Origin of the sequence: Desulfonema magnum, assembly GCF_017377395.1 — a bacterium.
In the GTDB taxonomy this organism is placed as follows: domain Bacteria; phylum Desulfobacterota; class Desulfobacteria; order Desulfobacterales; family 4be13; genus Desulfonema_C; species Desulfonema_C magnum.
This window is the reverse complement of record NZ_CP061800.1, coordinates 244,133-265,430: the sequence shown is the minus strand read 5'-3', so window position 1 is coordinate 265,430 and position 21,298 is coordinate 244,133. Positions and strand designations below refer to the sequence as shown.

Here is a 21,298-nt window from a genome sequence, read left to right as displayed (position 1 = left end):
GTTTTCAATCTTCAATCTTCAATTTTCAATAATTGTCATATTGGAACATTGGTCAGCTTTGCCCTGATTCCCCAGGCTGAGTCCAAACCGGAAACAGGGTCTTCCGCCGGGCCGATAAGCTCATTGAAATTAGCGCCTTTTCCTGCCAGATAATCATCATACGCGGTATGTCCCAATCCTCTGGCCATTGCCATAAATCCCGGCATAATGCCATCAGACAGATGCACCCTGACTCTTACCTCTCCTCTGGGCGTACTCAGCATCGCAGGGGCACCGTCATTCAGCGAAAATAAACGGTCTTTGGCGGTCGCAGGATTAATTTCAACAACAATATCATTGCCTTTAAGAACCGTATCCTCAACCGTTTTGGTGAGGAACGGGGGGTTGCCGATAAAACCGTTTGACAGTCTCATGGAATCATAAGGTATAAGTATAAGGGGATATGTTTTTTCATCTCCTTCAGGTGTCACTGAACTGAAAACGGGCTTATCTGATTCTGCCGCGCAAGCCTTGGAAACGAACTCAAATTTTCCCGAGGGGGTCGTAAACGCGCCTTCCCATCCTGGCTCCTGAAAATCCTGAGCCACAAATCCGTTTTCAACCAGGGCATCCCATTTATCTCCCAAAGTCTCACTCAGACAGACTTCATAATTGTCCCACGGGAAAGCTGCCGCGATGTTGCCTTCCAATGCTTTTGCGATCATAATGATCGCGTCTCCTGTGTGTTTTGTGTCAAACAGGGGATCCAGCACAGGTTTTGACAGCCCGGTAAGGGGTGTCTGAAGACCTGTCGGGGTGGGAACATCCTGATAGCGTTCAAGATAGGCATGGTTCGGGAGGATAATATCAGCGTATTGAGCAGTCTCATCCATCTGAGAGGAAAAACTCACGATAAAAGGTATTTTGTCAAATGCCTTTTTCACAGCTTTGCTGTCAGGCAATGCGTAAAGCGGATTCGCTCCTGAAACAAGCAGGGCCTGAACAGGGCTTTGCGCTGCTGAATTGATAACCTCCGGAAGCCGGTTTAGCAGAGAGGCGGTGTGTGGATATTTTTCACTTCCCGCACCGTCAGCCCGTGCTGTCTGAATTCCCTTCTGAGCAATGTCATCCAGTTCCGGATCCGGCCACTGGATATAATCCGGGGCAGGAACTGCCCATACGCCGCCCTTTTTATTGATGTTGCCCACCAGCGCGTTTAAGGCATGCACAGCCATGAATTCATGAAGGCTGCCCGGTGTTGTTCCCTGTCCTCTGCCGCAAACCGCCAGCGGATTGGAAGCCCCGGCAAACGCTTTTGCCAGCGTTGTGATGGCTTCAGCGTCAATGCCTGTTATTTCAGCAACCTTATCCGGGCTGTAGGCATCAAGCATTTGTCTGAACGCGTCAAATTCAGCCGTATAATTTTCAACAAAATCTTTGTTATAGAGAGATTCCTGAATAATTACATAGGCCAGCCCCAACGCGAAAACTGTTTCCGTGCCGGGTCTGACAGGGACCCACTGATCCGCTTTTGCGGCTGTGTTTGACAGGCGCGGCTCAATCTGAACCATTTTCCCTTTTTTATCTTTCAGCGCGCTGTTGGCTTTGAACATGCGCACAGATGATCCCCAGCCTTCTATGATGCCGCTTCCGAAGCTTAACACAAAGTTGGCGTTTTCAATATCAAAACCGGCTGAAGCGGAAACACCGTGCATAAGCTTCAGTGTGAGCGCATAAGAATCATCCATGGATGGTGAACACATAAAATTGGGCGAGCCATAAGCGGTCAGGAGTCGTTTAAGCAACTGAGGCACTGTTCCGCGATCTGAACCGACAATACCGGCCACTGCGGAAGACTGGTCTTTTCTTAATTCACCAAGTTTTCCCGCCACTTCTGAAATCGCGTCATCCCAGGAAATGGCCTTCCATTTTCCCTCGCCTCTGTTTCCCACCCGTTTCAGCGGTGTTTTGACGCGTGTGGGACTGTAAAGCAACTGAAGTCCTGCCATTCCCAGAATACATGCGTTTCCATTGCTTCCGGGATAGCCTGCCATTCCTTCTATTTTAACCGCCCGGTCATCAACCTTACGGACAGAAATGCCGCAGCCCGCGGGGCAGAGCGTGCAGACAGAATTTACATAGCTAACTTCACCATCTTGCGGTACAGGCGTCCACGGCCACATCTGTGTCCATATAGAAAGGTCATCCGTAAGCTTCCACGGCAATGGGGTAAGGGCCGTACCCGCCGCGCCGCCAATCACAAATGACAAAAAACTTCTTCTGTCTATTTTCATAATTTATCCCTTTTAAAGAAAATCACCCTTCATTTATTTGTGACAAACGAAACAGGCACCTTTGCCTGTCTGGACACTTGACTGATTCACACCATTTTTCACATGACATTCGGCACAGTCGTCCATTTTCATGCGATCCCAGGTATGTTTTTTAATACCTGAAATATTTTTTCCCCATATATCCCGACTGTAACCGGTGATCCTGTTCTCTTCATAAACCTTCAGACTTGTGGATTCACCAATCGGTCCGTGACATGTCGCACAATCCATTCCCGCACCTTTGACATGCGCCACATGAGAAAAGAATACGCAGTCTGGCTGCTGTGAATAGATCAGCCACGGGACTTCTCTCCCTTTTGTCACATATTCTTCTACAAATGTCGCCTCATCAGGACTTTCCCCCTGAACTTCCTCATGGCAGTCAATGCACTGCGCAAGTTTGGGAACGCCGGCGTAGGTTCCGTCTTCACGAAAGAAATGACAGCTTTCACATCCCTCGTCAACCAGCTCCATGTGAAGCGCGTGATTAAAATCTATGGGCTGTTTTTTCTCGGAATAGAGAAGCTTGGGAAAGAGCAGCCATCCCGAAATCAGACTTGCCACAAGCCCGATAATAAAGAACAGGATAATGAAGCCTCCTGAACCATCGCCCGCTTCCACAGAATCCTTTTTTGTTTTGAGATCATCTGATGTACTCATTCAAACTCCATCTCTAATAATTTCAATAGATTATAAAAAGAAAACTTAATAAAATCCGACCCTTGACAAAAAAATAATTTAGGAGTGTGTACATACAAATATTATTTTTGTCAAGTTAAAATCATTTGCCATAGCTATGCAGACCCGGCAGCAGATTTACCCCGAAATATGTAAAAAGAACAGCTGCGAACCCGATAACAGAAAGATATGCAAGACGATTGCCATGCCAGCCCCGCATGAGCCGGGCATGTAAAAATGTCGCATAGATGAACCAGGTAATCAGGGACCATGTTTCTTTGGGGTCCCAGGACCAGTAGGTTCCCCAGGCAGAGTTTGCCCAGACGGCTCCTGTGATAATTCCCACAGACAGGAAGAGAAAACCGAACATGATCATTTGGTGGGTTAATTCATCCAGGAGATTCGCCTCGGGGAAATGAAGGAGCAGCCGGCTTTTGCCTTGTGTGTCTCTTTGCTTGAAAAGATACATCAGGCTGATACCAAAGGCAATGGCAAAGCCTGAGTATCCCAGGAAACAGGTGATGACATGGGCAGTGAGCCAGTCGCTTTTCAATGCGGGGATCAGCGGCCTGATTTGGTTGTTCATGTTCGGGGACAAAGATGCATATGCCATTGCCAGAAATGCGAGCGGTGTGGCAAATGCCCCGATGACCCGATTTTTATATGTGTGTTCCACCACAAGGTAAACGACTGCGATGGTCAGGGAAAAAAAGACCAGGGACTCATACAGATTTGAAAGTGGGACATAACCGAATCCCATTTTGTGTGATTCCGACCATCGCCAAATAAATCCTGCCAGGTTCCCGGCAACAGCGATCATCGTCACCCCTGTTGCCACTTTTCCCGGGAGTTTTTTTTTAAAGACCCAGGCAATGATATACAATACCGCTGCCAGACAATAAACAAATGTCACAATGGACAACAAAACTGAGCTGTTCATAAACTATTTCTGAATTGAAAATTAAAAAGTTTTAAAAAAAAATTGAAGATTGAAGCGTTCAGAGCAAGATCGCTTCAATCTTCAATTTTAACGGTATAAATTACTCAACAAGAATACCGGCTAAAATTTGAAGCCCGCGGATAATATCCGACAGCTCCGTCTTACTGCCAAAGCCTCCGGTTTCTTCCTTTATTGAAAACATGCCCTGGATGTTCCCTGCGGATCCGTCTGTAAGTTCGACTTTTAATACATAATTATCAGACTCACCAAGATTCATTGCCTCTCCGTTGTCCGCTGTCCCGATTTTCCGCCAGACATAGCTTCCGTCATCCGGTGTGTTTTCGACAATGACCTTGTCAAAACTGCTGCCGCCGTCATCAGACAGGATTATATTAACATTTGCCTTACCAGCCCCTTCCCATATAATCGGCATCAGACGTCCTATCATCCAGTCCGATGTCTGGGCAGGTTCTGAAATCACCATGCCTGTCAGCTGATTCTGACCCCCGCGGACCGCTCGGACATAATATTCTTCTTCGGTCTTGGCTTTCCCTTCGACCATGCCATTTTTAAAATTGATGCACCACGCTTTGGCTTCAGGTGGATCAGATACTTTGACATAACTTGTAGATGTCCAGTAATAGCCTGCATTGGTTGCGAATTTATCACTTGCCGCAGGGTTGTATTTGGTGTAATCCACGATGGAGAGAAGTTCATTTTTGCTCGGCAATCGCCAGTCATCAAACCCGGTCGAAGAAGCAATGGCCTCACAGGAAAGTATGGCACCTTCCCAATCGTGTTGAGCCGAATGTGTTGTCTGAGACCACATCAGCCCTGTGTCCGTGTCTGTAATCGTGCCGTCTCCGTTATCAATCAGTTCGCCCATAACCAGTCCCGGGCTGATGAATATTATGAAACAAAAGAATATCAGTTTCTTTACCATGACAGTCTCCCTTTTAAGTAATTCGGGTTTAAATATTAAAAACCGAAATGTATCAAAACACGGCTGCTACGGATTCCGTACAGCAATGACATACTTGCTCTCAGTCTGTTCCGCACGTCCCACGCTTCCGTCATCAAAATTGACATAGAAAGCCTGGGTGCTGAGATCCGTTCCGTCTTCAGTACCAGTGCATGAGGTGGCAGACCAATAATCTCCTGCTTGCATATTAAGAAAATAACCTGATTTGCTCTCAATATCTATGGCAGGTCCGGATTTGTCAGAGTGGACAATAAAAGCCAGTTCCTTGACGGTCGGAAGCCGCCAGTCACTATAACCTCCGAACCCAAGTGTATTTACCAGACTAATAAATTCTCCCGTGGCATCGGAGAAAGTATATGTGTTCGCTGCTCTGTTGGGCTGTGAGGAACTCGCAGATCCGGCTTCTTTCATCAGCCAGATTAATCCGCTGGATTCATCTTTGACCATTATCCAATCCGTATCTGTCGCCACGCCTCCGTCACCTAATTTTGTATAGGAGGGAGGGTTGACCTCGTAATTGCCGTCTTGACCGTAAAAGTCATCGGTTCCTGTACTCTCAGCACTGGGTGGACAAACTGCGAATTCAACGCCGCCTGAGGCTTTGTCATAACATTTGCCCGTAGGACAGGGGATGACATCTCCGCTCTTGTTACGGCATTCGAACTCAGGGCATGTCTTTTCAGTGCCATCGTCATTATAGCAGCTGCGGAATCCGTAGTAACTGAATTGAACGCCGTCACTATCATAAAAAGAACTGATCGTCTTGCCAGTGTCAGGACGGATAAATGTGCGGAGACAGCCATTCACGTCATCACATTCCGTGGGACAGGTAATGGTATTCCCCTGATCATCATAACAAGTCGTCTGCCCGGTGTCAGGAACCGCTCCTGCCAGGGCAAAACCCGGAATTGCCAGCATCAGCATTACAAAGAATGCTGCCATTGTTTTTTTAGTTTCCACTTTTATACCTCCGTTATTTTTCATTGTTAAAATCAGAATCCATACGATTAAACAAAAAAATTATGTTTTCAGTCTGTTACCACCACCTTTCGTTTTACGGTTATCATAAGACCTTCGGGTAATTCCCTGAAAAAAGGGGACAGCGGCTCGTTAAGCCTTAAATCCATAACCACTCTGAGAAAATCAGGGTGTTCTCCCACCCGGACAGCCTCTGTTATATCACTTTCCACCTTAAACACGGATTTTCCCGGATTTTTCCATTTTCCCGCCAGATCAGCCACGAATTTTGGCGGGGTTTCGTCCGTGAGAAAAAAAGAAGTGTAATCCTGAACAGGTCCATCTGCTGAAATAAGCAGGCTGAATTCTCCGTTCTCCGGGGACCGGGGTAAAACAGCCTTCAGTATTCTTTTGTGTTTCCGATCATCATCAGCCCCTCTTTGACGACCTGTTTTTTCAGTGCTGTTTTCTTCTTCCTTGGCCGAATCACGCAGGCATGCGGGCTGTTTTTCCATGATTATGCTGAATCCTCTGGGGTATTCTTCAATGATGGGAGAAAAGGGGCCGTTATTTTTCAGATCCATGACAACCCTGAGCTTGTCAGGATGCTCTCCGACCCGGATGCTTCTGATCATGTCATCTTTCATGTTCAGGACAGCATCTCCCGAATTTTTCCAATTTCCCGTCAGATCAACCACAAATCTCAGGGGCCTGTTCAGAAATGATGCCTGATAGTTCTGCACAGGCTGATCAGCTAAAATAATTACCCTTGATACTTCTTTCAGGTTCTCCATGTCAATATCTTTCACGATTTCAACACGGGCTTCCCGTTTTCTTGGTATTTCCGCACCGGACAGAACAGCCCCGGGCAGGCTCCCTGTATAAAGAAAGAAACAACATATTATTGTAAAAAACGTCAGGTAAATCAAAATATTAGCTTCATATACTGTAAAAGTTTTTAAGAAAATATTTGGCACTCCGGATAATTTTTTTGTTAAAAGCTATAATCAGTAGATCGAAAAGTTTCCAGGACAAAAGGAGTGCAAAAATGAAGCGAACGCGGAATTTTTGCAAAAATTCCGCGTTCGCTTCATTTTTGCACTCCTCGGAGTTGCCTTAAAAACAGTATGTTGGAAATTCTTTTCGATCTACTGATAATATCATTTTTTAATCGTCATAACAAGTCCTTGGGGTGATTCTTCAAACTTGGGAGTGAATGTTTTGTTGCCTTTCAGATCCAGAACCACCCTGAGTTTGTCGTCATGTTCTCCGATCCTGACTCGGCTGACCATATCGCTTTGTACCCTTAATGTTTTTCTCCCTGAATAGTTCCATTTTCCCAGCAAATCTATCACCACTTTCGGGGGGGTCTCATCCAAGGGAAAGTGCTTGTAGTTCCGAATAGGATCAGCAGTGGAAAACACCAGACCGAATTCACCTTCTGAGGCTTTCGGTCCGAGGCTTCTGAGTGTGTTACGGCTTTTTGATACCCTGGCTTTTTTTACTGATTCTGCTTTTTTACTGAGTGTTTTCTGAGTTTCAGTCGGGACTGTCTTATCTGATGATTCCGGGTTCGCGGCGGTCCCATTTTTTTCATGGTTTTTGTCTGATATTACAGGTTGTTCCTGTCCTTTTTGAACTTCATTCTGTTCAGACAGCATCTCATTTGTACCCGCGGTTCTGCTTTGTTCTGTTTGTTTCGCCAGAAGAGCATTTACTTCCTCGGTGACAGTTGGCTCAGTCGCTTGTTTTTCTTCTTTGAAAATTTCCTTTTCTTCAGAAAAACGAGGTGGCGGAGTTTTCTGCTCCCCTCGGAGAAAGAAAAACCACATTGCTGCTGCCAAACAAAGCAGGGGGATAACCACCACACTTAATCCGACAATGATTTTCGAAGCGCTTTTGAATTTCCAAAAGCGAGTCCAGCATTCCTTACAACGGTAAGGTGCTTTGGGCCATAAATATTGGGTAAATTTTTCCACGCCTCGCGTGTGTGAATAGGTCACTTTGTCACTTCCGCAATTTGGACATTTCATTATAATTTCTCCCTGCGTAATAAAGTTCAGGTTACGGGATGCAACATATCCCTCCGGACATCCGTACTGGTCAGAATCACAACGTTATACTGAGTCGCTGGGTTCTGACCCGCCCTGCTCACCCGCATCTTCAACGGACAAAACATTATACCATTTCTCTAATGAAATTATACATTGATTATGTCCCATAACTTCATTCGATAAGGAACATTTATTGTATAATTGCAACAGTGAATCGGTATTAAACTTTCTTTTTATTTTATCCCCCTTAAAAAAAATATAATCTCTCGCTTCACTGACAAAATAAAGCTGTGAACAATAGCAGATGTCGCATTATTTTGTCCCGGGCCGTCTAAAAATATCACTTTTTGCTGTTTTTTTTCATGATGATGTTTCTCTCCCCCCTTTCGACAAGCTCCAATACTGCTGACTTAAGCGTAAGCGGGTTTTCCGGTATTTTATCCGAAGTGCGAAAAATGCTTTTTCGCAATTGCAAAAATAAAATTTTTGCACTCCGGATTCGCTAGGTTCCTATTATTTTTTTCAAAAATTTTTACTACAATGTATGCAGCAGTCAATACTTTAAGACCTGAAATTAGCATAAGCAATATCTCATTTTACGAGGAAAATAACGCAGAATTCATTTGCCACAAAAGTGCAGTAAATTCAGATTACGTCGGATGCCGGCCCTTGTGGTCAGATGGAATAATTTGTTAATTTTCTTGTTGTTGTTATTTAAATAAGATAACCATTTTGTCGTGTGACAGATAACCTTGTTCTGATTATTCTTTCATTAAAGCGTTCCCCTTTCAGGCAGTAAATTACTTTTATTCCCTTTATACTCGATGATCAAGTTTTTTTGACCCGATTTGAACAAACAGTCCGTCATTCCGTTCGACTGAGACTTCGGCGTGAGCGTTCGACTGAGCTTCACGCCTAAGTCTCAGGTGAAGGTTTTGGCGTGAGCTCAGTCGAACGGAATGACAGAAAAGAACTTGATGATCGAATGATCATGCGGCCGGCAGAGCGTCCGGAGATGTCCGGTATTGCCAGTGCTATCTGTGGCATGGCCGGTTCTCTTTTATAAGAGCCGGGTTCTCAGGGCTGTCCCTCTCATCTTCGGCATTTGTGATTTTATCCCGAATATCCTCCGGCAGCCGTTCCCATATCGTGTCATAATACAATTCCCTGATTTCAGGATAATTTTTCTGTGCAAAGCGCATGACAGCGTCTTTGTCTTCGAAATTCAGAGGCTGGTGAAAAAAATCATTCAGTGCCTCAAGCAATCTGTAAACCCGGATTATTTCCTCTGTTTCGAATTTTATCCTCATTCTGATTTTCCTTTTTTGTTATCTGTTGCTTCTGAATTCAGGATTTCTTTCCCGCAGAACAACATCTCATTTGATATGTTTTTTTGTCCAAGAGGGACAAGCGAAGACAGAAAAAAACTTGATGATCGGGTTTTAGCGATTATATTGCGTTTTCCACGATGGTTATCTCTTGTTCCGTGAGTCTGTAAAGCGCATAAACCATCTGATCAATTTCTCTGTCGGTTTTGTCTATGACGGATATGATTTCAGCGGCTTTTTCCTTTTGTTCTGCAAAATACGCCTGCCATTCCTTACGTTCTTTCAAACTTAACTCTTTCATTCTGACTTTGCCTTTTGCCAGTTCCTTTTTGAACTGATCCCAGTCCGATTCAGGCCAGTTTTCTAATTTTTTGCTGATTTTCTGAGGTGTCAGCTCGCTTTTAAGAAAGTTTAAAAAATCAGTTTTAAATTCCTGAAGTTCTCTGTTTTTGGAGAGCATTAAATCGGCTTTTTCAATGAAGGGCTGTTGGGATTTTTTTAAAACAATTCTCACAGGTAACTGTTTTATATCTCTTGGATTAATTTTTGGGAAAGTATCTTTTGAAAAGTTTGAAGATTTATACTTTATATACCAACTTAACAATCTGCTATTTACGATACATAAAATTACAAACAATTTTTCTTTTAATTTTTCTTTTAAAATGAAAGGGGCGATGCTATGTCCGTGATAATAAACATCTTCCGTATAAGTTGCCTGTATTCGTTTATTTTGTCCCGGAATTTCTCTGAACAATAACCTCGGGTTTTCAAAAAAGTGTCTTTCTCGTGGTGCCGCCAACCAGCTACCATAACGTAACCATTCTTCTCCTTCAATTAAACTATATCTGCTGATATGTTTGCCATCTAACCATTTTCCACAACTCTCATCTATTTTTTCTTTAAAATGAAACGCTCTTTGCTTAATTAGTTCCTTTGAATGACCTTTATAACTATCATATGGCGTTATTCCCTGTATGACTTCACCATAATTTTCTAAAAAAGATGAAGCACTCTCAATTTTATAGATAATCTTTTCTATTTGAGGAGAAATTTCATAGTTTATTTTTAAGTACGGTGTTTTTTTCCATCTTTCATAGCTGTAATACCAAACTGGCTTGTCTTGGTTTATTATTTTTATTGTTTTATAAGACGTATTTTTTGCTTTGGTTATAGTGGCAATGACTGAATTAATTTTCACATCCTGAAATACATTTTCGCCAACAAATTTTAGTTCAATAATTTGAGCTTGTAAATATAGAAATTGTCTTATGTTTTCAGATTTTTCCAATCTTAAAAAAAGTTCAGGTGTAATAAAAGAAAGATAACCTTTTTCTTTTATTAAGGAAATTCCTTTTTCATAAAAAAATATATAGCTTTCGAATTTATATTGACAGCTTTTATAATTTTTGGTGATGAATTCTTTTTCTTTTATAATGAAAGAAGCCCCATACGGCGGATTCCCAATCACCACATCAAAGCCTCCGCTTTCCATAACCTCCGAAAACTCATGTTCCCACTTAAATGCCCGCTCTCCCGCGACTTGGGGATCATCAATCAGCGAATTCCCGCATTTTATGTTATCATCAAGTGCGGTCAGCTCCGAATTTCTGTCGGCTGTTTTCAGCCATAAACTTAATTTTGTAATTTCAACAGATTCGGGATTCAGGTCAACCCCAAAAAGATTGTTTTTCAAAATATGCTCATCAAGCCTGAAAACCTCGGTCTGTCCCTTTTGCAGCTTTGCGATCTCCTCATTAACATGCTGTCCCTCTTTGTACAAAAAATCAAATGCCTGATTTAAAAAAGCCCCGCTGCCGCAGGCAGGATCAAGCACTTTGATATCGGACAGTTTCTCCTTGTATGCCTGCCAGAATTCGAGATGCGCCTTTATGTTTTTGTTTGATGATCTGATGCCGCCGGTTTTCTTGTAATATTTTACAGATGCAAAATCTTTTTCAGTAAGTTCTGCAAGTTTTTCAAAACCAAGTTCTTTTTTTCTCTCCTCAAGCCACCCGCCCACAGCCTGCGCCACAATATAGCGGGTAATATATTCAGGCGTATAATAAATGCCGTGTTTTTTCCTTTTGCCCTTTTTCCTGTCAAATGACTCACCCGCCAAAGAGGCTTTTATTTCCTCGATGTCGGTAATGCTCTGCTCAAAGATATGACCGAGTATGTTGACATTCAGGTCCGAGTCAAAATCATAGTCTGTTATCTCCGCAAGCGCATCAAAAATCTCATCACCGAGCATCAGCTTTCCGTCAAGAATCTCATCAAATTCAAAAAGTCCGCCATTGAACTTGTTTATATGATGCCGCGGGCTTCCCTGATCAATGGCACTGAAAAGGTTTTTCAGCTGATCCCACTGGGTCACATTTGCAAATATCAGCGGATTTTTCACAGCTTCCATCATTTTTCTGAAAATCCGTTCCGGCAACAGTCCGAAGTCCTCGCAGTAGCAGATGAAGATAAACCGATCCAATATTTTCTGAGCCTTCTCCAGCAGGATCAGTTCGTCAGTGTCGCTGTTTTTTTCTTTCAGATGTTCAAAAAGGTGAAGTCTTAATGCTTTATATTTGTTATAAAATTCCTTTGATATTTTCTCCTGTTCAGCCTCATTGGAATTATAAAGATTGTCAATGATGCTCTGTTTTTCTTTCTCAATAAGATTTTTTCTTGAGAGCAGATAAAGAAACCTTTTCAACTCCGCGTCATGGTTCAGTTTCTCAATTACAAAGGATTCATATTCGTTCATGGAGGCGTTGCGGTTGTACAGCCTGATTTCCTTGTAATTGCTGACGATCACCCATCTGCATTTTTTACCGAATTTGCTTGCATATAAAAACGCCTGCTCGACTGGCGTATAATTTGCGCCTTTTCTTTTCTGTCTCGCGTCAAGACTTGTTTTTGCATCTTTTAATTCGATGACAACTCTGACATCCTCATTTGCCGAGGAAAAGAAACCCAGGGCACCGTCACTTCTTGTCGCATCGGTCATTGTTTTCTTTTCTCGGTACAGATGCCATTCTTCAGGGCATTCATGTATGGATTTGTAATCAAGTATTTTTCCGAAGATATCGCTTAAAAAAGAATCCTGAAGGGAAATCTCATTTTTCCCCTCCACTATTTTCTGCTCAGTCAGGCTGCGCCACTTATCTGCTCTTTGTCTTATATCAGAAGGAGTTGTATGGTCTGCCAGAGATTCGAGAGACATATTGTTCAGGACTGAACCGAGTTTTTTTCTGTTAAAAATATATCTTGTGAGCTTTGGCATATTCTGTTTATGTTTTCTTATATTTTTTATAAAATAAAATGGTTAATACAAAAATTGACTGGTGCGGAAGGGCGGAGGGATCGCTGGCGACCGGAACCCTTTTGCGCCTGAGTTTATTGCCGGGTTAGCCAGGTGTTGAAAAACTGTTTGTTGCCGCAAACCTATCTGACAAACCGATAAGCGGCTAACATTATGGCCATGAGACTCAGGAGGGTAAGTTTCGGTTTGTCAATTTGTTATCCAATCTCTGCATGGGTTTCTGAATCCTGTTTTATAATCTGAAGCATTTTTTTATGTGTTACACCACTGAAAGGCTTGATAATCATCCAGTACAAACCAAAAGTAAGTTTGGTAAACGGACTCATACATAATACCCTTGTTTCAGTGCTTAACCTGATCTGATTTGAATTAAGTTCTTCAAGGTAAAAATTCCAGACAACCTTTAATCTTGCTGAAAAAGTATTTTTGATGAAGTCATCAGGGCTTGTAATCGGTGCAATTTTATAAATGCCAAGCTCCCTCATTTGTGTCCGAATACACCGCCTTGTCAGGCGACATCTGACATCATCGCTATTGTTTCCTGATCAATTTGCCGCAGTGCTTTCTGAATATGATTCACCTCATTTTCCTCAAAAAGAGCCTCTCCGCATTGTGTGCATACCCATGCGGGTACTGATTCCCATAAAATATGGTATCCGTTCCGGTCTGCGCTGAACGGGGCATTTCCTCTGATCATCTTGCCTCTGCAATGAAAACATTCCATATCTACCTCCTCATTTTAAAGTCTGACGACCATTAATCCGGTGCCGGCAAGTATGCTGTGATTATAGCCAGATATTCGCTTTTTGGCGTACAGACAACATGTATGATACGATTTTGTTTTGTATGAAGAATCAGACAACTCTCGCCTCTCTGATCTTCCATGTATTCCTCAATTATTTCACCAGACAACACTGCCTCTCTTATCTCATCAGCGGTAATCATTCTGTCCGGACGAGACATCTGCTTAATTGCATGAGGCAGGAAAAGTATTTTTTTATTTGCCGACGAAATTATTTTCTGTTTCATATTCCGAGCATTTCCTCTGTCTCCCGGGAACCATTATATGCAAAGCATACAGATCACACAGAGATACAAGTTAGGCAAAGGAACGAAATCCGGAACTCTTGTGATCTCAGGGACTGCTGCCTGCCGAATTTATTCTTAATTGTATCATCACAGCAACATATATAGCTCTGCTTACCTAAGCGCATCATTTTTCCCTATAACACTTCAACTCCTATTTGTTTTAAACACACAGACTCACCTCGTATCTGCCCTTTGTCACAAAAAAAAAGATAAATCAATAGGGTGAAGGGTGTATTCCGGCAAGACGTTGTGATAATTTTTTTGTCCTGATTTCCATACCCATCTTGTTTTTGGTGGCCATGCCTGCCACCATAACCGTGGTTTTTTCCCCGGCTGCTGTCATCTCAACACAGACACGCCGATGAGACATGAAAAAAGTGATTAAAAAACCAATGATCATCATAATAAATCCCGAATAAACAATCAGGACGCCCGGGTCTTTTGTTATCTGAAGTCCGGTATAATAATGCTGTTCATACGCTGTGACAGAAACAGCAAAATCTCCGCCCCTCATTCTGTCAAAATTTGAAAATGGCGGAATAACAATATCCAGCGGTTCCCCTTCGGTCGGCAGCACAGTTCCGATAAAGACCTTTCCGATCTTATGGCCTCTGAAATTATAATCGTTATCAAAGTCTTTTATAATAAATTTTCCCATATTCTCAGGCAGATCAGTCTTTTTACCGAAAACTGCCTTTTTGATATAAACCATCCCGGTTGCATTGCTTGTAAAACTCAGCGTGATCGCCCTGCCTTTCATGCTGTCAGCATTCTCCGGCATTGTTCCGTAACTGGATTGGAATATATTTATTCCTTTGTATCGCAGGGGATCATTTACAATAATATCCCGTGTCAGAACAGGCTTGTCCCCTTCAAGAATCGTCAGACCGGAGCGATATTCCCGCGGCGCACCCGAATCATAAAAGCTCACATTAAATTTATCACATTGGATTGTAAAATCCAACGCCTTTATCTGGCTGGTTTTTCTTAAACGTATATGATCCGTGGCACTGCCCTCCGGGATATTGACAAATCCCTCAAACCCGAAAATTGAACCGAACAGACCGCCCACCAAAAGCAAAATCACACTGATATGGACAATATAAACCCCCAGTCGTGTCCAGCGTCCTTTTTCAGCAAAAATGCAGACCCCCTCATCTGTCTCTTCAACCCTGCTATATCCGAAGGCTTTGGAAATAACGGGTTTATAACTATCCTTCAACTGTTCGGGGGAATAATCAGCAGTAAATTCTTCTTTGTTGGAAAGCTTTCTGAATCTTGAAACATTAAATTTCGGGGGATTGCTAAAAATGATCTTCCATGTTGCGGAAAGCCGATCCAGTGAACACACAACAATATTCACGGTTAATATAATAAGCATCGCCTGAAACCACCACGAATGGTACATATCAAAAAAGCCAAATCCGTAAAAAATTCGGTAAAGAACTTCCCCATATTCCTGAAAATATGCGCTGTTGCTTTCATTCTGGGGGATAACTGTTCCAATAACAGATGTGGCTGCGAGTGACAACAAAAGAACTACCGTAAGCCTGACCGATGTAAAAAATTTCCATAATTTTTCAAAATAATTAGAAGATATATCTTCTCTTTCCATCCTTTTTCCTTTCCTGATAAATTTTAAGCCTTTTTGTGTATCAGAATATTTTGATAAATAAAATAAAAAAATGCTCTTGACAATAATAAAAACGTAACAATTATTTTATGTGGTTTTTATCTGCTCGGGTTTATGGATTATGCGTCTCAGTCGCGGAGGTTTCAGAGCGTCCGCCCATAAAACCTGCGGATAACTTTGGTGAGGGAAACTTTACAGGTGTATATTGAATGGCTCAGGAGAGTCGGGAGGTAATTGCCAATCCCCCTAAATCTTCTAATAAAAAAGGAAGGAGGGTAAGCCTTTTCCGGCTTGCCAGTGAAAGTCGGGAATTTCCAAAGGCTTTTTTCTATGTATGATTGAAGTAAAAAACCTTACGAAATATTTTGGTGTCAAAAAAGTGGTAGATGATATCTCCTTTAAGGTGAACAAAGGGGAAATACTGGGCTTTTTAGGACCCAATGGCGCAGGCAAATCAACCACCATGCGGATGATTACCGGTTTTTTCGCACCGTCGGCCGGAACTGCTGTCATCGGCGGCTCAGATATTCTTGAAGATTCAATCTCAGCCAGAAAAAAAATCGGATATCTGCCTGAAAATGCGCCCGTATATCCGGATATGACAGTCTGGGGCTATCTTGATTTCTGCGCCCAGATCAGAGGCTTTTCCGGAACAAACCGGAAAAAGAGGGTGGAAGAGACCATTGAAAAATGTTTTCTGTCAGAGGTGAAATTTCAGACAGTCAACACACTTTCAAAGGGATTCAAACAACGGGTCTGTTTTGCCCAGAGCATTATTCATGATCCGGAATACCTGATTCTTGACGAACCCACGGACGGACTTGATCCCAACCAAAAGCATGAAGTCAGGCTTATGATACAGAGAATGAGCATGGAAAAGGCCATTATCCTTTCAACTCATATTCTGGAAGAAATGGATGCGGTCTGCACCCGGGCCATCATCATTGCAAACGGTCAGCTTGTCATTGACGACACTCCGTCCAATCTCAGAAAAAAATCCGCTGTTCACGGAGCAGTCACGCTCAGTCTTCACAATCATGATCCCGAAGGATTTGTATCCTGTATTCAGGAGCAGGACTGGGTGAGTTCCGTTAAAATTCTTGAGAAGAACGGAAATGATTTTAAGGCTCGGATTTTTCCTGAAAACAATGACGAACCGGTTGCAGACAAAGTCATATCTGCCATGTTTGCAAATAATTATGAAGTGAAATCCATATCCGTGGAACAAGGACGGCTGGACGAAGTTTTCCGGACCATCACCGGAACCGGCCATCCGTTATCAGCCAAGTAGTCAGATAACCAAATAACGGTTATGACCTGCCAGTGACAACGAACAATGAAAGTCTTACAGTTTTTTTAACATAACACTTAATACTTTCATAAAATTTTGTTATTTGTTCCTAACACTTAACACTTAATACCTAACACCTTTTCAACAACGGAACACAGACATGAAAACAAAAGAAACTGCAAACAATATTATGGCGATATTCAAAAGGGAGCTTTCCGGTTATTTTGACTCCCCGGTCGCGTATGTCTTTATTGTAATATTTTTGCTTTTGCTGGGCTTTTTCACATTTTATATCAGTCGTTTTTTTGAGATGGGCCAGGCAGATCTCAGGACTTTTTTTGAATGGCATCCCTGGATATTTCTGTTTCTTGTCCCTGCTGTCGCCATGAAGCTCTGGGCAGAGGAAAGACGGATGGGAACCATGGAACTGATTCTGACTTTTCCTGTCACTGTCACAGAGGTGATCGTGGGCAAATTTCTGGCCGCGTGGATATTTATCGGCATTGCCCTGTTTTTCACATTTCCCATGGTGATAACAGTTTCATATCTTGGTGAACCGGATATCGGCCCCATATTATGTGCATACATAGGAAGCTTTTTATCTGCCGGGGCATTTCTGAGTGTGGGAATTATGACCTCATCCCTCACACGGAGCCAGGTGATCAGCTTTATCGTTTCGGTTGTCATCTGCCTGTTTTTCATCCTGGCCGGTTATCCGCCAGTTACCAATGTGCTGTCCGGATGGGCGCCGATTTGGCTTCTGAATCTGATTTCCGAGATGGGGTTTCTGTCCCACCTTATTTCCATAGAAAGAGGCGTGCTCGATCTTCGAGACTTGTTATACTATTTTTCAGTTATTGCTTTCATGCTGGTTGTAAACGGCATTATCATACAAAATCGAAGAGCGTTATAAAAGCTATCGCTTGTCAGTTGCCGTTTTCAGTGCGGCCTTATCCGCTGAAACCTGCCAACTGATTCCAGGAGGTAACATATATGTCTGATAAGAAAAGAGGACTTGAAAAATCACTTTTTTCAGCAGGCGGGCTGGTTCTGATTCTGGTCATACTCATTTTTGTCAATATTATCTTTGCACATGCGAATTTGCGCTGGGATACCACAGAGGATAAATTGTATTCTCTTTCCGAGGGGACCAGAAAAATTTTGTCCGAGCTGAAGGAAGATGTCACCATAAAAGTATTTTACAGCAAGGACAATGTAAACACCCCTGTGCATATAAAAACATATGCCGGAAGAATTCTTGATTTTCTTTCTGAATATGAACATTACAGCAACGGCAAGGTTGCTGTTGAAATTTACAATCCCAAACCGGATTCGGAAGAGGAGGACTGGGCAGTCAAATACGGCATCGGCGGTATCAGTCTTCCCACAGGCGAAAAAATATATTTCGGGCTTGTGGTAATGGCCGCTGACCAGGAAGAAACCATAAAAACGCTTGATCCGACCCGGGAAGAGCATCTTGAATATGATATCACCCGGCTGATTTCCAGAGTGCAGTCTCCTAAAAAACACAAAGTCGGTATTATCAGCCCGATTCCTGTTTTTGGTCAGCCTCAGATGGCGTTTAATATGCAAAATCAGGGGCAGGGCCAAGAACCTTGGATGTTTGTGACAGAGCTGAAAAAAACGTATGATGTTGAAGAAATAAGCATGAGTTCTGATGAGATTTCAGATGACATTGATCTTCTGATTCTGCTTCATCCCAGGGATGCCGGCGAAAGCCTTGAGTACGCCGTGGATCAGTATGTTTTAAAAGGGGGAAATGTTGTTGTTTTTGCTGATCCGCTTTCCATATCTGATGCCACTGGTCCGCAGCAACAACCTAAGGGGTCTTCTCTGGACAAGCTTTTCAGTGCGTGGGGGGTTTCCATGGAGCGCGGCAAAATCTTAGTTGATTTTGACTATTCCACCAAACTGAGAACTCAGAATAACCAGGTAGAAGACAACCCGTTATGGATTTCGGCACAAGGTGAATCTTTTAACAAAGAGGAAATCACAACTGCCAAACTTGAAAGTATGCTTCTGCCCATGGCCGGTGTCATTAAAAAAGCGGATGACAATGCTTTTGAATATACGTCTTTATTGAAATCAAGCAAGAATTCTTCGCTTACAGAAAGCTTCAGAGTCCGTTTCGGAGCAGGCCATCTGCGACGGGATTTCAAAGCCACGGTTGAAGCATATGATCTCGCTGTAAGGCTGAGAGGAAAGTTTAAGACCGCTTTTCCTGATGGCAAACCAGAAGCTGAAAAAGAGGATGCAAAAGATTCCTCTGATGAGAAAGAGGACACGGCTCATCTGACTGAAGGAGAAAAAAATGCTGTCATCATCATTGTTGCTGACGCGGACATGCTTTCCGACAGTTATTATATGAGCAGGCAGAATTTCCTGGGATTCAATATCTCCAGAGTCTTTAATGATAATCTTAATTTTCTTCTGAACACCACTGAAATGCTTACAGGCAGCGAGGAACTTGTCGGCATCAGATCCAGAGGAACATTTGAAAGACCATTTATCAGGGTTCAGGAGCTTGAGAGAAAAGCCCAGGCCCGATGGCTGTCAAGAGAACAGGAACTGGTCAGAAAAGTAGATGAGACCAATCGGAAATTAAGAGAATTTGAACAGAAAAAAGATAAGTCTCAGAAATTTATCATGAGTGAGGAACAGGAAGCGGAAATCCAGAAGTTTCAGGAAGAAAAGCGGAGAATCAATAAAGAACTGAAAGAAGTCCGCAGAAATTTAAGAGCAGATATTGAGGCGCTTGGCACGAAAGTAAAGGTTGTTAATATTGCTCTGATGCCCCTGTTTGTGTCTCTCGGAGGCATCTCTTATGCGCTTTATCGGCGAAAGAAAAGCTTGAGAATTGAGAATTAAAAATTGAGAATTGAGAAGTTTTTCACTTCTCAGTTCTCATTTACATAAGGGGTTTTTATGAAATTAAAAACATTTGTCATTCTTTTGGTGGTTTGCTGTGCCCTTGGCGGTGTCGCATATTTCACCATGTATCAGAAGGAAACTGAAAATAAACAGGTAAAAATGGGAGAAAAACTTTTTCCGGATTTTCCTGTGAATGATGTCGCGGCAATTACAATTAAAAGTCATGAGGATTCGGTTGCTCTGAAAAAAGGGGAGCCTGTCTGGGTGGTTGAAAACAGGTTTAATTATCCTGCGGACTTTTCAAAAATAACAGATATTGTCAAGAAACTGAAAGACTCTAAGCTTGGAAGAAGTTTTAAGGCTGATGATGAGAAGCGTTCACGTCTCGCTCTGTATGGGCCGGAAAAGGAAGATATGCCGGAAGATCAGAGGGGAACCCGGTTGACACTGGAGGATAAGAAAAAGAAAATCCTCGCGGATATCATACTGGGGAATCCGAGAGAGGGTGGCGGTCATTATGTCATGCATGCAAATGCTGATGACGTTTATATGGTGGATCAGATTTTCAGCTTTTTGGATAAAAAACCTGATGAATGGCTTGACAAGGAACTGACAGAAGCCAAGTCAAATGATGTGGAAAAGGTTGTCTGCACTGATCCGAAATCTGAAAAGGTCATATATACGCTAAAACGGCCGGAAAAAGGCAAGGACCCTGAATTTGCGAATTTGCCTGAAGGTAAAAAACTCAAAAAATCCAAGGCCAACAGCTTATTCGGAGCAATAGGCTCTTTTCGTATAGAAGATGTTGCTGATCCTGCAAAAGAAGCAGGTGAGACAGGTCTGGACAACGCATTATGTTTTGAATATCATATGTTTGACGGAACGGTTTATAAAGTATATCCGGGTACTGCATTAAATAATGACAATGATAAATTTTACTTAAAAATGAGTGCGGCCTATGTAGCTAAGGAAAAGAAAGAAGAAGAGAAAAAACAAGGGGAAGAAGAAAAAGCTGTTGCTGATGAAGAAACATCAAAGCCGGAAGAAACAGAAAAAAATGAGGTGGAACTCTCAGCAGAGGCGGAAAAGCTGAATAAAAGAATCAGCCCGTGGATATACATTGTCTCCAAATGGAGACATGATAATTTTGTTGCTGATCCGGAAGAATTTTTTGAAGAGCAGGAAGTAAAGAAAGAAGAGAGCAGCGATCAGGTCAAAAAGCTGGAAGTCGAAGCTGGAAAACCAGAACTGCAAGTCATACCGAAAGCTGAACTTGAATCTCCGGAACCAAAAGTAACGTCAGAAGCAAAAACTGAAAAATCAGAAGCAAAAACTGAAACGCCGAAAGCTGAAGCCGAAGCTGTAAAATCAGAAACAGAATCGGAAACAGAATCACAAGCTGAAACTCAGAAAGCTGAAGCTGAAAACCAGAAACCTAAAGTCGAAAATCAGAAACCGAAAATTGGAATTCAGCCTTCAGAATAACAGAAGAAATGTAGGGTGGGTGCAGCGAAGCGAACCCCACCGTCTTCGCTGCACCCACCCTACATTCTCCTGAACCGGGTATATTATTTATTTCGAGTTCCCTTATCTTTGATTTTTTTTATCCTTTTAACGTGAAGTGCGGCTATTTTTTACCTGTTGAAATTTATTAGCTCCTATTTTTTAACTCAGGGCAGCGGCAAGCGTGACCGCCGCAACTTATTGAACCTGGAAGTTAAAAGTTGCATGTAGCGTTTTTTAAAGAACAGCCTGGCAATGAATTGCCGGGCTGTTCTCAGAACCCCTTTTCAATATCAGCAGATCGAACATATTCTTAATATTCCTCA

General features: G+C 42.6%; 17 protein-coding genes. 4 read left to right on the top strand and 13 right to left on the bottom strand.

Annotation, left to right across the window (positions count from 1 at the left end):
- Nucleotides 1–35: 35 nt before the first annotated feature.
- The 13 genes from qrcB to resB form a co-directional block, all read right to left on the bottom strand.
- Nucleotides 36–2,273 (bottom strand): menaquinone reductase molybdopterin-binding-like subunit QrcB, encoded by a 2,238-nt coding sequence (qrcB, locus tag dnm_RS01030; RefSeq protein ID WP_207680868.1) that lies wholly within the window; start codon nucleotides 2,271–2,273, stop codon nucleotides 36–38.
- A gap of 33 nt (nucleotides 2,274–2,306) precedes the next feature.
- Nucleotides 2,307–2,972 carry a menaquinone reductase multiheme cytochrome c subunit QrcA gene (gene qrcA / locus dnm_RS01025; RefSeq protein ID WP_207680867.1) on the bottom strand — a complete coding sequence of 222 codons (666 nt, stop codon included), beginning with the start codon at nucleotides 2,970–2,972 and terminating at the stop codon, nucleotides 2,307–2,309.
- A 121-nt stretch (nucleotides 2,973–3,093) separates the two neighbouring features.
- On the bottom strand, nucleotides 3,094–3,930 hold the full coding sequence (ccsB, locus tag dnm_RS01020; RefSeq protein WP_207680866.1) for a c-type cytochrome biogenesis protein CcsB: 837 nt from the start codon (nucleotides 3,928–3,930) through the stop codon (nucleotides 3,094–3,096).
- A gap of 100 nt (nucleotides 3,931–4,030) precedes the next feature.
- The gene (locus dnm_RS01015) at nucleotides 4,031–4,873 is read right to left on the bottom strand and encodes an Lcl C-terminal domain-containing protein (RefSeq protein ID WP_207680865.1); all 843 of its coding nucleotides are present in this window, start codon (nucleotides 4,871–4,873) and stop codon (nucleotides 4,031–4,033) included.
- Nucleotides 4,874–4,939: 66 nt separating this feature from the next.
- Nucleotides 4,940–5,872 carry an Lcl C-terminal domain-containing protein gene (locus dnm_RS01010; protein ID WP_207680864.1) on the bottom strand — a complete coding sequence of 311 codons (933 nt, stop codon included), beginning with the start codon at nucleotides 5,870–5,872 and terminating at the stop codon, nucleotides 4,940–4,942.
- Nucleotides 5,873–5,940: 68 nt separating this feature from the next.
- The gene (locus dnm_RS01005) at nucleotides 5,941–6,798 is read right to left on the bottom strand and encodes an AMIN domain-containing protein (protein WP_207680863.1); all 858 of its coding nucleotides are present in this window, start codon (nucleotides 6,796–6,798) and stop codon (nucleotides 5,941–5,943) included.
- A gap of 231 nt (nucleotides 6,799–7,029) precedes the next feature.
- On the bottom strand, nucleotides 7,030–7,902 hold the full coding sequence (locus tag dnm_RS01000) for an AMIN domain-containing protein (RefSeq protein WP_207680862.1): 873 nt from the start codon (nucleotides 7,900–7,902) through the stop codon (nucleotides 7,030–7,032).
- A gap of 1,055 nt (nucleotides 7,903–8,957) precedes the next feature.
- Nucleotides 8,958–9,233: a hypothetical protein gene (locus dnm_RS00995; protein ID WP_207680861.1), complete on the bottom strand. Its 276-nt coding sequence runs from the start codon at nucleotides 9,231–9,233 to the stop codon at nucleotides 8,958–8,960.
- A gap of 139 nt (nucleotides 9,234–9,372) precedes the next feature.
- Nucleotides 9,373–12,525, bottom strand: a complete 3,153-nt coding sequence (locus dnm_RS00990; RefSeq protein ID WP_207680860.1) for an Eco57I restriction-modification methylase domain-containing protein — start codon at nucleotides 12,523–12,525, stop codon at nucleotides 9,373–9,375.
- Nucleotides 12,526–12,761: 236 nt separating this feature from the next.
- Nucleotides 12,762–13,049 (bottom strand): hypothetical protein, encoded by a 288-nt coding sequence (locus dnm_RS00985; protein ID WP_207680859.1) that lies wholly within the window; start codon nucleotides 13,047–13,049, stop codon nucleotides 12,762–12,764.
- Between the two features lie 23 nt (nucleotides 13,050–13,072).
- Nucleotides 13,073–13,288, bottom strand: a complete 216-nt coding sequence (locus dnm_RS00980) for a YgiT-type zinc finger protein (protein ID WP_207680858.1) — start codon at nucleotides 13,286–13,288, stop codon at nucleotides 13,073–13,075.
- A gap of 32 nt (nucleotides 13,289–13,320) precedes the next feature.
- Nucleotides 13,321–13,593 (bottom strand): DUF4258 domain-containing protein, encoded by a 273-nt coding sequence (locus dnm_RS00975; protein WP_207680857.1) that lies wholly within the window; start codon nucleotides 13,591–13,593, stop codon nucleotides 13,321–13,323.
- A gap of 274 nt (nucleotides 13,594–13,867) precedes the next feature.
- Nucleotides 13,868–15,268: a cytochrome c biogenesis protein ResB gene (gene resB / locus dnm_RS00970; RefSeq protein WP_207680855.1), complete on the bottom strand. Its 1,401-nt coding sequence runs from the start codon at nucleotides 15,266–15,268 to the stop codon at nucleotides 13,868–13,870.
- A 352-nt stretch (nucleotides 15,269–15,620) separates the two neighbouring features.
- Between resB and dnm_RS00965 the strand changes: the two genes are divergently transcribed.
- The 4 genes from dnm_RS00965 to dnm_RS00950 all read left to right on the top strand — a co-directional run bounded on the left by dnm_RS00965 (nucleotide 15,621) and on the right by dnm_RS00950 (nucleotide 20,954).
- Nucleotides 15,621–16,577 (top strand): ABC transporter ATP-binding protein, encoded by a 957-nt coding sequence (locus dnm_RS00965; protein WP_207680854.1) that lies wholly within the window; start codon nucleotides 15,621–15,623, stop codon nucleotides 16,575–16,577.
- A 160-nt stretch (nucleotides 16,578–16,737) separates the two neighbouring features.
- Nucleotides 16,738–17,490 carry an ABC transporter permease gene (locus dnm_RS00960; protein ID WP_207680853.1) on the top strand — a complete coding sequence of 251 codons (753 nt, stop codon included), beginning with the start codon at nucleotides 16,738–16,740 and terminating at the stop codon, nucleotides 17,488–17,490.
- Between the two features lie 80 nt (nucleotides 17,491–17,570).
- On the top strand, nucleotides 17,571–19,466 hold the full coding sequence (locus dnm_RS00955) for a GldG family protein (RefSeq protein ID WP_207680852.1): 1,896 nt from the start codon (nucleotides 17,571–17,573) through the stop codon (nucleotides 19,464–19,466).
- A gap of 57 nt (nucleotides 19,467–19,523) precedes the next feature.
- Entirely contained in the window at nucleotides 19,524–20,954 is a 1,431-nt protein-coding gene (locus dnm_RS00950; RefSeq protein ID WP_207680851.1) for a DUF4340 domain-containing protein, read from the top strand.
- Nucleotides 20,955–21,298: the final 344 nt, after the last annotated feature.